Source organism: Ruegeria atlantica (assembly GCF_013032455.1).
GTDB lineage: Bacteria > Pseudomonadota > Alphaproteobacteria > Rhodobacterales > Rhodobacteraceae > Ruegeria > Ruegeria atlantica_B.
This window is the reverse complement of sequence record NZ_WQCF01000007.1, coordinates 15,832-29,123: the sequence shown is the minus strand read 5'-3', so window position 1 is coordinate 29,123 and position 13,292 is coordinate 15,832. Positions and strand designations below refer to the sequence as shown.

18 protein-coding genes are annotated in these 13,292 nt (G+C 56.6%); 12 read left to right on the top strand and 6 right to left on the bottom strand.

The window, feature by feature from the left end:
- The first annotated feature begins 335 nt into the window (after window positions 1-335).
- From GOW93_RS13010 to GOW93_RS12990, 5 genes are all read left to right on the top strand, one after another.
- Window positions 336-578: a hypothetical protein gene (locus tag GOW93_RS13010; RefSeq protein WP_170384803.1), complete on the top strand. Its 243-nt coding sequence runs from the start codon at window positions 336-338 to the stop codon at window positions 576-578.
- 195 nt (window positions 579-773) lie between these two features.
- On the top strand, window positions 774-953 hold the full coding sequence (locus tag GOW93_RS13005; protein WP_170384800.1) for a CTP synthetase: 180 nt from the start codon (window positions 774-776) through the stop codon (window positions 951-953).
- Between the two features lie 116 nt (window positions 954-1,069).
- Entirely contained in the window at window positions 1,070-1,555 is a 486-nt protein-coding gene (locus tag GOW93_RS13000) for a hypothetical protein (RefSeq protein WP_170384797.1), read from the top strand.
- 194 nt (window positions 1,556-1,749) lie between these two features.
- The gene (locus tag GOW93_RS12995; protein WP_254443570.1) at window positions 1,750-2,064 is read left to right on the top strand and encodes an SMR family transporter; all 315 of its coding nucleotides are present in this window, start codon (window positions 1,750-1,752) and stop codon (window positions 2,062-2,064) included.
- Between the two features lie 128 nt (window positions 2,065-2,192).
- Window positions 2,193-2,642, top strand: a complete 450-nt coding sequence (locus GOW93_RS12990; protein ID WP_170384794.1) for a hypothetical protein — start codon at window positions 2,193-2,195, stop codon at window positions 2,640-2,642.
- A gap of 1,034 nt (window positions 2,643-3,676) precedes the next feature.
- Here GOW93_RS12990 and GOW93_RS12985 read toward each other — a convergent pair.
- Both GOW93_RS12985 and GOW93_RS12980 read right to left on the bottom strand, forming a co-directional pair.
- Window positions 3,677-3,814, bottom strand: a complete 138-nt coding sequence (locus tag GOW93_RS12985; RefSeq protein ID WP_170384792.1) for an entericidin A/B family lipoprotein — start codon at window positions 3,812-3,814, stop codon at window positions 3,677-3,679.
- Between the two features lie 355 nt (window positions 3,815-4,169).
- Window positions 4,170-4,511: an ArsR/SmtB family transcription factor gene (locus GOW93_RS12980; RefSeq protein ID WP_170384789.1), complete on the bottom strand. Its 342-nt coding sequence runs from the start codon at window positions 4,509-4,511 to the stop codon at window positions 4,170-4,172.
- Window positions 4,512-4,848: 337 nt separating this feature from the next.
- Between GOW93_RS12980 and GOW93_RS12975 the strand changes: the two genes are divergently transcribed.
- From GOW93_RS12975 to GOW93_RS12950, 6 genes are all read left to right on the top strand, one after another.
- Window positions 4,849-5,481, top strand: a complete 633-nt coding sequence (locus GOW93_RS12975) for an ATP-dependent Clp protease proteolytic subunit (protein WP_170384786.1) — start codon at window positions 4,849-4,851, stop codon at window positions 5,479-5,481.
- 131 nt (window positions 5,482-5,612) lie between these two features.
- On the top strand, window positions 5,613-6,878 hold the full coding sequence (gene clpX, locus GOW93_RS12970) for an ATP-dependent Clp protease ATP-binding subunit ClpX (protein WP_170332602.1): 1,266 nt from the start codon (window positions 5,613-5,615) through the stop codon (window positions 6,876-6,878).
- A gap of 63 nt (window positions 6,879-6,941) precedes the next feature.
- Window positions 6,942-7,304: a RidA family protein gene (locus GOW93_RS12965; RefSeq protein ID WP_170384783.1), complete on the top strand. Its 363-nt coding sequence runs from the start codon at window positions 6,942-6,944 to the stop codon at window positions 7,302-7,304.
- A 79-nt stretch (window positions 7,305-7,383) separates the two neighbouring features.
- Window positions 7,384-7,767 (top strand): NADH:ubiquinone oxidoreductase subunit NDUFA12, encoded by a 384-nt coding sequence (locus GOW93_RS12960; RefSeq protein ID WP_170384757.1) that lies wholly within the window; start codon window positions 7,384-7,386, stop codon window positions 7,765-7,767.
- A 13-nt stretch (window positions 7,768-7,780) separates the two neighbouring features.
- A complete protein-coding gene (gene mlaD / locus GOW93_RS12955) occupies window positions 7,781-8,233 on the top strand; it encodes an outer membrane lipid asymmetry maintenance protein MlaD (RefSeq protein WP_170384754.1) in 453 nt (150 codons plus the stop codon).
- Complete coding sequence (locus GOW93_RS12950; protein WP_170384751.1) at window positions 8,230-8,598, top strand: DUF2155 domain-containing protein; 369 nt, start codon at window positions 8,230-8,232, stop codon at window positions 8,596-8,598. Before mlaD ends, GOW93_RS12950 begins: the two co-directional genes overlap by 4 nt.
- On the opposite strand, the gene aat is transcribed toward GOW93_RS12950, so the two are convergent.
- The 4 genes from aat to GOW93_RS12930 all read right to left on the bottom strand — a co-directional run bounded on the left by aat (window position 8,553) and on the right by GOW93_RS12930 (window position 11,780).
- A complete protein-coding gene (aat, locus tag GOW93_RS12945) occupies window positions 8,553-9,185 on the bottom strand; it encodes a leucyl/phenylalanyl-tRNA--protein transferase (RefSeq protein WP_170384748.1) in 633 nt (210 codons plus the stop codon). The two genes, GOW93_RS12950 and aat, sit on opposite strands and share 46 nt — an antisense overlap.
- 48 nt (window positions 9,186-9,233) lie before the next feature.
- Window positions 9,234-10,583 carry an acetyl-CoA carboxylase biotin carboxylase subunit gene (accC, locus tag GOW93_RS12940; RefSeq protein WP_170384746.1) on the bottom strand — a complete coding sequence of 450 codons (1,350 nt, stop codon included), beginning with the start codon at window positions 10,581-10,583 and terminating at the stop codon, window positions 9,234-9,236.
- 9 nt (window positions 10,584-10,592) lie between these two features.
- On the bottom strand, window positions 10,593-11,093 hold the full coding sequence (gene accB, locus GOW93_RS12935; RefSeq protein WP_170384744.1) for an acetyl-CoA carboxylase biotin carboxyl carrier protein: 501 nt from the start codon (window positions 11,091-11,093) through the stop codon (window positions 10,593-10,595).
- Between the two features lie 150 nt (window positions 11,094-11,243).
- A complete protein-coding gene (locus tag GOW93_RS12930; protein ID WP_170384741.1) occupies window positions 11,244-11,780 on the bottom strand; it encodes a helix-turn-helix domain-containing protein in 537 nt (178 codons plus the stop codon).
- Window positions 11,781-11,982: 202 nt separating this feature from the next.
- On the opposite strand from GOW93_RS12930, the gene GOW93_RS12925 reads away from it, so the two are divergent.
- A complete protein-coding gene (locus GOW93_RS12925; protein WP_170384740.1) occupies window positions 11,983-13,278 on the top strand; it encodes a short-chain fatty acyl-CoA regulator family protein in 1,296 nt (431 codons plus the stop codon).
- Window positions 13,279-13,292: the final 14 nt, after the last annotated feature.

Genomic DNA, 13,292 nt, shown 5'->3' with positions numbered 1-13,292 from the left:
TGGAAACTCCCCATTGCTTAGCTTTATGTTTTGGCCTGTCTTGCCCACCCGGCGGCACCGCCGGGCCGCGCCGACCCGCCCCCGTCAAACCGAAGGTTTGCCTCCGGCAAAACGGGCGGCGCGTTTGCGCCACGCCTCGTGTCGGCGCTGCCCTCAGTTCTGCTGATTAACCGTTTCAAGCGAGTTTGTGCTCCGGCCCCCTACTAGTCCGAAAGCGAAACTGTCCCACCGTCAGCCATCCCTCGCCGATCCGATGCATCGGATGCCGACGCCCTCCGGGCCTGACCCGTTTCATGGTATTCTCATCACACCCCAAACAACGGGAGGATGAATCAATGAAACATCTGTCTCTGGTCGCTGCCGTCTGCCTGTACGCCGCGCCCGCCTTTGCCGGGCAATGCCCTGCCGACATTGCCGCCATTGATGCCGCACTGGCTGCGGGTCCTGACCTGTCTGACGAACAGATTGTACAGGTCGAAACATGGCGCGACGAAGGTGCCGCGCTGCACGATGCAGGTGATCATGACGCGTCGGTTGCAACTCTAGCCCAAGCCAAGGAACTGCTTGGCCTGAACTGACACCATAATGCCGGTTTCGGTTTGGTAAACGGGCTGTGCGTTTGCGCCTCCCCTTGGGTTGGCGCTGACCTCAGTTTTGCTCATCAACCGTCGAAATTGCACCTCGGATCACCGCGCAGTCTGACCCAGATCAAGGACCACTCTCAGCCTCAGTTCTACGGTCCGCGAAAACAGACTGATAATAACGAGGCCCCTATGTCACCCCTGACGCTGATCCTTCACATCTTCCTTGGTTCCACCCTTGCCGGGTCCGCTGTGATTGCGGTTCTGGTCATGGGGCATGCATCATGGGTGGCCATGCTGCTTGCTGCGGTCGTTGGGTTTATCGCGGCTTTCCCGGTCTCGGTTCTGGTGGCCCGCAAGCTGGAAGGCTGAGCGCCCGCTTTAGACGCAAAGATCGGAATGTGTTATCCTCCGCGCGGGGGACCGCGTTCAGGCGGTTTTTTCTTTATATGCTTGCAACGCCAAACCCTCAGAAATGAGAGGTTATTATGCACAAGTTCTTGACGATCACCGCAGCCACAGCCCTGACCATCGGGCTGACGGCAGGCTTGGCCAGTGCCGAGACCCATGACGCCGCAGGCAAAGGCATGGGGACGGAAGCGAACGAGGTCTTTGGCATCTCGGACGGTCAGGCGGTGGTGAAATCCCAGACCAATTATGAAAGCTTCGAGGTTGCCGCCGGGCATCCATTGGAAGGGGCCTCGGGCATGTGTTTCGGTTCCATTCTGGTCAACGGGGCCGGGGTCTCGGGCACAGGGAATTGCGTGTTTGACACGGCGTCCGGGGACAAGGCGGTGATGACGTGGATTGCCACGGGCCGGGGCGCAGATGGAGCCTTAACCGGGGATTGGACCGTGTCTGGAGGCTCGGGCAACTGGGCGAGCGCGACAGGCGGAGGCACCTTCTCATCTCTGACTGACCCGGACAGCAGAACATTCGTTAACACGATTACCGGCAGTATCACGATCGACTGACTAAGGTCCTATGTTAAGGACGGCGCGCGCGATGCCGGACGAGGTGTCGCGTGCTTAGTTCGTGCTGGCCATTGCAGCCGCAGCCCGCGATTTCCTCGGGATTGTGTTCTGACCGATCTGTGATCAACCTCACAGCCCAGACTTTGCCCGCCCGTTATACTTTACCTAACGGAAAGTTCAGCGCGAGGCCGAAAATGTCCATGATCCCAATAATCGCCCTCGGATCAGCAGGACTCTATTCCGTTGCCATGATCTCGATGAAATACTGGTGGAAACTCCCCGGTGCTGGCCTTGGCCTTCTGATCATCGTTACTTTGCTGGCTGCCGCGACGCTGGAATTGGCCGCCCTGCGCGAGGAGCGTCTGGGTATCATTTATACCGGTATTCTGGGGGCCGAGGTGGTGCTGATTGCAATCGCCTCGTTCTTTCTGTTTGGTGAAAGCTTCTCGCAGAGGGAAGTTATTGGAATTGGGCTGGTCATTTTGGGCACCGCGCTGGCTTGGGCCTGATCAGGGGCTTTGCTTAACGTCTACCTTAAACATTTATGAAGTTTCCCTTAGGTAAGTTGTAGTCAGCTTTCTCCGTTCCAATCTGTTCAGCAGGCCAAGGGTGGCCATGAACATTGGAGGAGAGAGCCATGACCAGATTTTTGACTGCCGGGGCCGCCGCTTTGGCCACGACCTTCACCCTTGGGGCGGCCGCACTGGCCGATCCCGCACCGGACCTGCGCGGGACATGGGTGGGGACTTATACAGCCGTACAGCCCACACATTACCAACGCGGCAATGAACCTCGGTTCAATCAGGCCGAGTGGATGCTGGATATCCAGATTCAGGAAGACAATGTCTTCTGGGGGCCTAGTAAATGGCGACGTGATGGCGATACCGGCTGGAATGAAAATGAAGCCACCGGCACCATCAGTCTCGATGGCTCCGGAAGGATCGGTATTACTGAAACGTCACCGATGGTCATTGGCGCGAATGCGTTGATCGACGCCCGGTATGAAGATGGAAAAATCTATGCGGATTTCCGTAGCCTGCGTAACGGAACGACCTACAGCACTGTTCTGGAACGTCAGGTGAACTGAAGCGTCTCTGGCCTGGTTGGGCTGTAGGGGGTACTGGCTGCAATTTTATGCAGCGCGTAGTTGGTAATCCTGGGCGGGCCAGAGTGCTTCTCAATAGCGGAACCAGCGTCTCCGATGGGAGGGGACGGGTCGGGCGGTCTTTCGTTGCCTGCGACAAGGTTCAAAGCGCGCCGTACCGGATAGCGGCGATCCCCGGGCGGTGCCTCTGGACTTCGCGGACCTTCAGCGCGGTGTTGCAAGCAGCAAAAAGACTTGCCCGACCTATTTTCCGCCCCTCAAGCCGTTTCGACCGGCTGATGCTCACATCGCTAAAGGCAGATGCGAATCAAAACATGGCCTCCATCCAGTAAGAGGCCGGCAATTTCAGCCAAGATTATTGCGTAATAGTGTTTGCGCCCGCAGAAACACGGCAAAATCTCCTTCTTTGCAACGGATTTGGCTTTTCCCGCTCCAAACCAGCGCCGCTTCACGGTTTCCAGAGTTATCCACACAACTTTCCCAGTGGATATCAACACGTTATCCCCGTCTAATTTTCATGCTGCAGTGCTATTTTCTTGTCGGAAAACATCCCAAGTGCGACAGTTTAGTCATCGCAACGGTTCTTAGGAACTTGAGCGGGGCGCAAAGGCCAGGGGGCCAGGCGGTGATGGCAGATTTTAGGATGTGTCATACACCAAATAGGCTTACCGGTGGATGGTTGACTGGGCTGGATCTTGCATTCGGGTCAGGGGCTACCCTCTCAGAAGGTTGGAGCGCGCTGTGTGGTGCCTGTTGGCGCGACGCGGCAGCTTTGGTCCCTTTCGGGATCAGGGCAACCGGCTCGGGACGTCTCTCTGACGTGTCGACCCTGCAAGGCGTCAGGAGTATCCGAATGGATACGTGCATGGACTATGTCTAAGCGCCTGACGCCTTTTCCTTTTGCCAAAACTTAAGTTTGAGGCGGGCTTTTGTAAGGGCGCGGAATCCCCTTGGCCTTTGCGGTCTCGCCCCTCAATCAGGCGCGAATTATGAAGGACGGCAGCACCAGTAACGGTTTATAGCTTCTCTTGAACGTCCGAGGCTGCACTCTGAATTGCATCACCCGCTTTCTCAATGTCTCTTCCAGCGCCTTTCGCAGTTTCGCAGGCAGTGAGGGTGAACAGGGCGAGCCCAACCAGAATTGCACGGATCATCAGTTTCTCCATTAGAATTAGTCATTCGTTGCGTAGCAGTTCTACCTGAACGGAACCAGAGCCTTGGGCCGCATTTTATGCTTGCGGATTTGCTGGCCGAAAAGGACGGTCGCAACACAGCTCAAAGTAGCTGCTGCGATTGCTACGCCGTCTTTTTTAGGGCAACGGGAACGATGGAAACGCGTTGCATCAGCAGGTTTACTCTGCGCATGATTGGGGGAAGTTGAGAGGCTTCTGACGGTTGAGCGCGCTCTGCACAACTGCTGAACAGGGTATTGACCAATTTCGCGCTACGGTATGAGCCAAGATTGATAGATATCAAGCTGGCGAATGAGGGCCCGGAAAACTTAACGGATCAGTCTTTATCCTTACCGCAGAACATGTCGTAGACCAGTTCCAGCATTCGCCGTGGGCGTTCATCTGCCAGGCGATAATAGATCGCCTTACCCTCGCGGCGAGGTGTTACCAGCCCTTCCAGGCGCAACCGGGACAATTGTTGGGATACAGCGGCTTGCCGGGCAGAAAGAAGTTCCTCCAGCTCGGTCACAGATTTTTCCCCTGACACAAGATGGCATAGGATCATCAAACGGCCTTCGTGACTTATCGCTTTCAGGAAATTTGATGCATGCGTCGCGTTTTCTACCATTCTTTCAAATGAATCAGGGGACATATCTTGCGAGAGCTGAGGAAGGGCCATCGTTTTTATCCTTGTTTGCTCGTTACATTGGGTCTGCTCGTTATACGTGCGTGCGGTGCTTTGGGGGTGTGTCTTAGGCACGCGCTTATTCGATATATATTTTGAATGTGAAATTCCACACGCATGATGCACCTATCAAGCTGACGTGATGCAAGAGCCATTAAAGTTGATCGTCGCTCTGTCAGCAAATCTGGAAAGAACAGAGGAGGGAGTCAAATCACTGTGACATTGAGTGAAGTCTTCGGCCCCCCTTGCAGCCCCCCTGTGCCGACACTAAGACTCGGGTAACGTTTCTGCGGGTAGTGTCCCGATCCATAGCAAAGCAGGCAGGTTCAGAATGTTCGATCCAGTTGATACCTATATGAATACGCTCGTCCCGATGGTGGTCGAACAGACCAGCCGCGGCGAACGGGCCTACGATATTTTTTCGCGCCTTCTGAAAGAGCGGATCATTTTCATCAATGGCCCGATCCACGACGGGATGAGCCATCTGGTCGTCGCCCAACTGCTGCACCTCGAGGCGGAAAATCCCAGCAAAGAGATCTCGATCTACATCAATTCACCTGGTGGCGTTGTGACCAGCGGTTTGTCGATTTACGACACAATGCAGTATATCAAGCCGAAATGTTCGACCTTGGTGATCGGTCAGGCGGCCTCGATGGGGTCGGTGTTGCTGGCCGGTGGCGAGAAGGGAATGCGTTTCTCATTGCCTAACAGCCGCATCATGGTGCACCAGCCCAGCGGTGGCTATCAGGGTCAGGCCAGCGACATCATGATTCACGCAGCCGAGACGCAAAAACTGAAAGATCGCTTGTATGACATCTATGTACGTCATACCGGGCAGACCAAAAAGGCGGTTGAAAAGGCGCTTGATCGCGACAATTTCATGAGCCCGGAAGAGGCCAAGGATTGGGGCCACATCGACGAAATCGTTGAAAACCGCGCTAAAATGGACGGCGACGACGCCTGAAGTTAAGCCCCCGCGCCGATTGCGCGGGGCGCATTTTGAGATTGTAGCCGCTTCGGTGCTGCCCTAAGCTGCATCAATAGACGGCAAGCGGTCCGAAAAGGATCGCAGGGATGGAGCCCGAAAGGTAGAACATGGCGACGAATTCAGGCGGCGACGGCAAAAATACGCTCTACTGTAGCTTCTGCGGCAAGAGCCAGCATGAGGTGCGCAAGCTGATTGCTGGCCCGACAGTATTTATCTGCGATGAATGCGTCGAACTGTGCATGGACATCATCCGGGAAGAGACTAAGGCCAGCGGGCTGAAATCTTCGGATGGTGTGCCGACGCCGAAAGACATTTGCGAGGTTCTGGACGATTATGTGATCGGTCAGGCAACGGCAAAACGGGTTCTGTCGGTGGCAGTCCATAACCACTACAAGCGCCTGAATCATGCTCAGAAAGCGGGCAGCGATATTGAGCTGGCGAAATCCAATATCTTGCTGATCGGCCCGACAGGTTGCGGTAAAACCCTGCTGGCCCAAACGCTGGCGCGGATTCTGGATGTGCCGTTCACTATGGCGGATGCAACCACCCTGACCGAAGCCGGTTATGTGGGTGAGGACGTTGAGAACATCATCCTGAAACTGTTGCAGGCCAGCGAGTACAACGTTGAACGCGCGCAGCGTGGTATCGTCTATATCGACGAGGTCGACAAGATTACGCGCAAGTCCGAGAATCCCTCGATCACCCGCGACGTCTCGGGCGAGGGTGTTCAGCAGGCGCTGCTGAAACTGATGGAAGGCACCGTTGCATCGGTTCCGCCGCAAGGTGGCCGTAAACATCCGCAACAGGAATTCCTGCAGGTGGACACTACGAATATCCTGTTCATCTGTGGCGGTGCGTTTGCCGGTCTGGATAAGATCATCGCGCAGCGTGGCAAAGGCTCGGCCATGGGTTTTGGCGCCGATGTGCGTGACAATGATGAGCGCGGCGTGGGTGAGATCTTTAAGGATCTGGAGCCTGAGGACCTGCTGAAATTCGGCCTGATCCCGGAATTCGTTGGCCGTCTGCCGGTTCTGGCGACTTTGGAAGATTTGGATGAGGATGCTCTGGTAACGATCCTGACAAAGCCCAAGAACGCTTTGGTCAAGCAATACCAGCGTTTGTTCGAGTTGGAAGATGCTGAGCTGGCCTTTACCGATGATGCGCTGAAGGCGATTGCCAAGAAGGCCATCGAACGGAAAACCGGTGCACGTGGTCTGCGCTCGATCCTCGAAGATATCCTGTTGGACACGATGTTCGAGCTGCCGGGCATGAAAAACGTGACCGAGGTTGTGGTCAACGAAGAGGCGGTGTCGTCCGATAAGCAGCCGTTGATCATCTACGCGGATGCAGCGGAATCGGCCTCGGCTGGTTAAACTCAAAGAGATTCACCAAATACGGCGCGGCATGGACCGCGCCGTTTTCTTGTTGGGGGTATCATGACAATCAAACGCATCTCTTCGGGCGGAGAGTTTGAGGCCAAGATAGGCTATTGCCGCGCGGTAGTGGCCGGAGGCTGGGTTCATGTCGCCGGAACGGTCGGGCAGGGCGATGATGTGACCCAGCAATGCCGCTCGGCGCTGGGGACGATCGAAAAAGCCCTAGCCGAGGCCGGGGCCAGCTTTGCGGACGTTGTTCGCGTTACTTACATGCTGCCGGACCGTGCTGAATTCGAACCCTGCTGGCCGATCCTGCGGGAATACTTCGGCGAAAACCCCCCGGTAACCTCCATGATCGAATGCGGCCTGATCGATCCGAAATACCGGATCGAAATCGAAGTCACGGCTTATTTGCCGGAATAGGGGGTGCGGTCCTTGTGACACTGGACCTTGGCGTGCCTTTGGTCCATATCTGCGGGGATAGAAATGTCGGAGGCGACCGATGGGTATTTTGAACAGTCTTTTGCGAGCCGTAACCTGGTGGAACGGAGCTACTCTGAACACGCAGTTCTACACCGCGCGTAAGGGCGTCAAAGTCGGTGAGGATAACGAGGGTAACACCTTTTACCGCAACGCCGACGACAGCAAGCGCTGGGTAATTTTCAATGGTGAAGCCGAGGCCAGCCGGGTCGATCCCGACTGGCATGGGTGGCTGCATCGTACGTGGGATGAGCCTCCGACTGATAAACCGCTGGAACACAAGTCGTGGGAAAAACCGCATCAGGAAAATCTCACAGGCACCGCGTTGGCATATACGCCAGCAGGGTCTCTGCGCCGCCAAGACCCAGTGGAGCGCACAGATTACGAGGCCTGGAGCCCGGAATAAGACGAGGCGAGCAATGTCAACTTACAACGTGACCGAAGTTCTTGTCGGCGGGGCTGTTTTGGCCTGCGCTGTTGCCTTTGGCGTTTATGCAAGCCAGTCCACCGGCCTGTCGCAAGGCGGTGACGGTTATCAGCTTGGGGCCTCATTTCGCTCGCTTGAAGGTGTGGGCGTAGGTACGGATGTACGCTTGGCCGGAGTCAAGATCGGCACCGTGACAGGCGTTGACTTGAACCCCGATACCTATCGCGCGGACACCACGTTTACGATCCGCGATGGGATTTTGGTGCCGGATGACAGCGCAATTGTGATCTCTTCCGAAGGGCTTTTGGGCGGTAATTTCGTCGAAGTGATGCCGGGTGGTTCACCGTTTTATTTTGAACCGGGCGACCAAGTCGAAGACACGCAGGGGGCTGTCAGTCTGATTTCGTTGCTGGTCAAATTCGTGGCCGGGGATGGCAGCGAATGAGGCGTTTTGCCCTGATCGCAGCGCTGTTGGCCGCAACCGGAGCTGTAGCACAGCAAAAGGTTCAATCCGGTCCTGGTGCGATCTTGCGGGGCCTTGATAAGGTCAGCGGCCAGACCGTTGATGTGGAAATGCAGAATGGTCAGTCCGGAGAGATATTCGGGCTGGACGTCGCTTTGGGAGATTGCCGCTATCCGGTTGATAACCCGACCGGTGATGCATTTGCCTATTTGACGATATGGGAAAAGGGCAAGTCGGATCAGTTGTTTGACGGGTGGATGATCGCAACCTCGCCAGCGTTGAACGCGCTGGATCACTCCCGTTACGACGTCTGGGTGATCCGCTGTATCACGCCTTCGGGCAATTGAATCAACGGTGCGGTGAAATCCGCACTAGAGTTAAGTGCCTCTTCCAATTCCAGCCGGTATTGCGAGCGCGGTATCCCAAGCGCGCCCAATGAGGCGAGGTGCGCGGTCAGAAACTGAGTATCGAACAGTTGGAACCCAGTCTGGCGTAGACGATCCACAAGATAGGCCAGTGCGATTTTCGACGCATCCTTGCGGCGCGAGAACATGCTTTCGCCAAAAAACGCAGCCCCCAGTGTGACGCCATAAACACCGCCAACCAGTTGGTCTTCGTCCCAAACCTCAAGCGAATGCGCGTGACCGGTTTGGTGGATCTGGTGGTACAAGTCGCGCAGTTCGGCGTTGATCCAGGTGTCGGCGCGATCTGCGCAACCGCTGACAACCCCTGCGAAGTCCTGATTGATCGTCACCGAGAACCCGCATCTACGAAGACGCCGCGCCAAGCTACGCGATATGTGGAACCCATCTAAGGGGAAGACGCCGCGATGCTTGGGGTCGACCCAGAATAATTCGGACGCGTCGCGGTGTTCTGCCATCGGGAAGATGCCGATGGAGTAACCGTGAAGTAATAATTCCGGGGTAAGGCTCATGTAAAATGCTCAAAGGGCGAAGGTGATAAATCCTTCGCCCTCAGTATATTAGTCGGCCATGTTTGCTGCAAGCCAGTGTTCGAGCCAGTGGATGTTGTAGTCTCCGCTGTGGATGTCTGACTCTTGAAGCAGAGCGTGGAACAGAGGCACAGTGGTATCGATGCCGTCGACGATCAGTTCACCCAACGCGCGCTCCAAACGCGCCAGAGCTTCGGCCCGGTCGCGGCCCTGCACGATCAGCTTGGCAATCAGCGAGTCATAATAGGGCGGGATCGAGTAGCCATCATAGAGCGCCGAATCCATCCGCACGCCCAGCCCACCCGGCGCGTGATACGCGGTGATCTTTCCGGGGCAGGGCGAGAAGTTCGGCAGCTTCTCGGCGTTGATCCGAACCTCGATGGCGTGGCCGTTGATTTCCAGATCGTCTTGGCCGAACGACATGTCCTCACCAGCGGCGACGAGGATTTGTTCTCGCACCAGATCGACACCGAAGATGCCCTCGGTCACCGGGTGTTCCACCTGCAGACGGGTGTTCATTTCGATGAAGTAGAATTCGCCGTTCTCATAGAGGAATTCGATGGTGCCCGCGCCGATATAGTTGATCTTGGCAACCGCATCAGCACAGATCTTACCGATCTTGGCGCGTTCTTCGGGGGTGATGCAGGGGCCAGGGGCCTCTTCAAATACCTTCTGGTGGCGGCGCTGCAGCGAGCAGTCGCGTTCACCCAGATGCACTGCCTTGCCCTTGCCGTCGCCAAAGACCTGAATCTCGATATGGCGCGGCGTGGTCAGGTACTTTTCGATATAGACCTCATCGTTACCAAATGCGGCTTTGCCTTCGGCGCGTGCGGTCATAAAGGCGCTTTCCATCTCATCGGCACTCATCGCGACTTTCATGCCGCGACCACCACCGCCAGCGGTGGCTTTGATGATGACAGGATAGCCGAATTCTTCACCGATGCGCTTGGCGTCTTCCAGCGTGGGAACGCCACCGTCAGATCCGGGAACGCAAGGCACGCCTAGCGCTTTCATCGTGTCCTTGGCGGTGATCTTGTCACCCATGACGCGGATGTGCTCGGCTGTGGGGCCAATGAAGGTGATGCCGTGGTCTTCGACGATCTGCACAAACTCGGCGTTTTCTGACAGGAAGCCATAGCCGGGGTGGATCGCCTGTGCGCCCGTGATCTCGCAGGCCGAGATGATGGCAGGCACAGACAGATAGCTTTGCGGACTGGGCGGAGGGCCGATGCACACCGATTCGTCCGCCATGCGCACATGCATCGCGTCGCTGTCGGCTGTCGAATGTACGGCGACCGTCTTAATCCCCATCTCGCGCGCAGCGCGGATGACGCGCAGGGCGATCTCGCCTCGGTTGGCAATCAGGATCTTGTCGAACATGGGCCCGCCTTACTCAACAATGACCAGAGGGGTGCCGAATTCCACAGCGTCGCCATCGCCAACCAGTATCCGCTTGATGGTGCCCGACTTGGGCGCGTGAATGTGGTTCATGGTTTTCATCGCTTCGACGATCAGCAGTGTATCGCCTTCGGACACCGACGCACCTACCGAGATAAATGCGGGTGCGCCGGGTTCAGCCTGCATATAAACCGTGCCGACCATGGGTGAGGTCACTGCACCGGGATGGCTGGCTGGGTCTTCCTGGGCAACGGGTGCCTCGGCGGCGGCAGGGGCCGGAGAGGTGGCAGGGGCAGCAGCAGGTGCTACGGCTGGAACAGCGACCTGAACCGGAGCGGCTGCGACCTGGTTCATGCGGCTGACGCGCACATTCAGGCTGTCTTCTTCACCATATTCGCGTTTCACCTGCAATTCAGTCAGGTCATTGTCGCGCAGCAATTCGGCCAGTGCCTTGATGAATGCCACGTCCGCTTCGTGTTTGGTGTCTGTCATGAGTGTCCTCGACGGTTCCCCTTTGGCCCGTCTGTTGCTGCGGGCTTTGGTCTGATTAGGCAGCGTTATAAGCCATGCGCAGCGTCATGAAAAGCGCAGTCTGGGCCTGTCAGGTAGGGGTTTGTCCAAGTTTTCGAAGACGGGAAAGGGTCAGAGGGGCATTCCCGAAAGTTTCGCCACCAATTCGGGTAATTTGCGGGCACCGAATTTCTCTAACAAGCGCGCGCGATAGGCTTCGATCGTGCGATAGCTGAGGTTCAGTTCAACCCCGATTTCCTTGGCGGACAGTCCGCGACAAGACATGATGGCAACCTCACGTTCCCGCTTTGTTAGTTCGACCAGCGGGCGCTCCTCCGAAATGTCAGAGAAGCTCCAGATGCCGTGGCGAAACGGGTCGTCCGGTGTCAGGGACCGGCCGCGCGCCCGGCACCAGAAAAGGTCACCGTTGCGACGGCGCATAACCCGTTCATCGGTGTAATACCCGGTCGCTCGCATGACTTCCAATCCGCGTGCGCCGATCCTTTCCCAATCCGCCACGGATGGGTATAGATGCAAAAGCGGCATGTTGCGGTACTGTTCCTCTTCGCCACCAAACGTGCGGGCGAACTGCAAGTTGCAGCGCCGGATGATCCGGTTCTCCAATTCGACAAGGCCGATTGGTGCATATTCAAATGCAGGGTCACTCATTTTTCTATCGTGCCGGGAAAACTGGGAAAATAGAAGGGGCCGCATGCAGAAATTGGTTTCCGCCGTGGGGCTTTGTACTTATCAGCTATGTTAACGTTGTAAATGCTATTTGAAAATTCGTGTTTAACCTATAGAAATACATTAAGAGTTATGAAAATCTCTAGCTTCCATAGAGAGGTATCGAATAGGGAAGGGCAAGGGCGTGCGCGATACGCTGACGGGAAGCCGTATTCGGGAAAGGCGTCAGATTGCGGGTCTGCGGCAGGCAGATCTTGCGCGTCAGGTTGGAATTTCTGCTTCTTATCTGAATCTGATTGAACACAACCGTCGCAGGATCGGCGGCAAGTTATTGGTTGATATCGCTGGGGCTCTGGCGGTGGAACCATCAGTGCTGACACAGGGGATCGAGGCCACGTTGATTTCGGCCCTGCGCGAAGCGGCTGCAGATGCCGTTGGTCAGCAGGCCGAACTGGAAAGTCTGGAAGAGTTCGCAGGCCGTTTCCCAGGTTGGGCTGGCGTATTGGCACAGATGCACCGCCGGGTTGTTTCCTTGGAACGCACGGTAGAAACCCTGTCCGACCGGCTGACTCATGACCCGCATTTGGCCGCCTCTATGCACGAGGTCCTGTCGACTGCCGCCGCGATTCGTTCAACCGCCGCGATTCTTGCCGACACGCAAGAGATCGAGCCCGAGTGGCAGGACCGGTTCCATAGCAACCTTCATCAGGACGCAGAGCGACTGGCTGAAAGTTCGAAGTCGCTGGTGGCGTATCTGGACGAAAGCGATTCTGCCGGGGACCATCGGGGGGTGCCACTGGAAGATGTCGAAGCTTTTTTTGACGCAAACGGACACCACTTCCCATCGATCGAAGAAAGTGGGGGGGATGCAAAACTGGATCTGAGCGAACTGGATTCAGCAGCGGCAAGATCTCTGACCCAGGATTTTCTGAACGTCTATGCAGCTGATGCCAGGGCAATACCTCTGGACAAGCTTCAGGCTGCGTTGGCCGAGGCTTCGCTGGATCCTCTGCAATTGGCCTCGCGGTTCTCGGTAGATTTGGCGACGGTGCTGCGCAGGCTTGCCGCTCTACCAGATGGCTATCTGGGACGGCCGACCGGGTTGGTGGTGTGCGACGCGTCCGGCAGTATTCTGTTCAGTAAATCTGTGCCGGGGTTCGCCATGCCGCGCTTTGGCGAGGCTTGTCCTTTATGGCCATTGTTTCAGGCACTGAACCGCCCGCTGGTGCCCATCCACCAACGGGTGGTGCAACTTGGTCGAACGGCAGCGGTATTCGACTGCTACGCCTACGCGTGGCCACAATCTGTCCTGAGTTATGATCAGGGGCCAGTTTATCGCTCGGTTATGCTGGTGCGTTCGGTTGAGGACGTAGCCCAAGATGAGCAGGCCGTTGCCCGCGTTGGCCCTAGTTGCAGGGTCTGCCCGCACAGCGACTGCAGGTCGCGCCGTGAGCCGTCGATTCTGAGCGAAGGTTTTTGACAGTTTCGTGACAC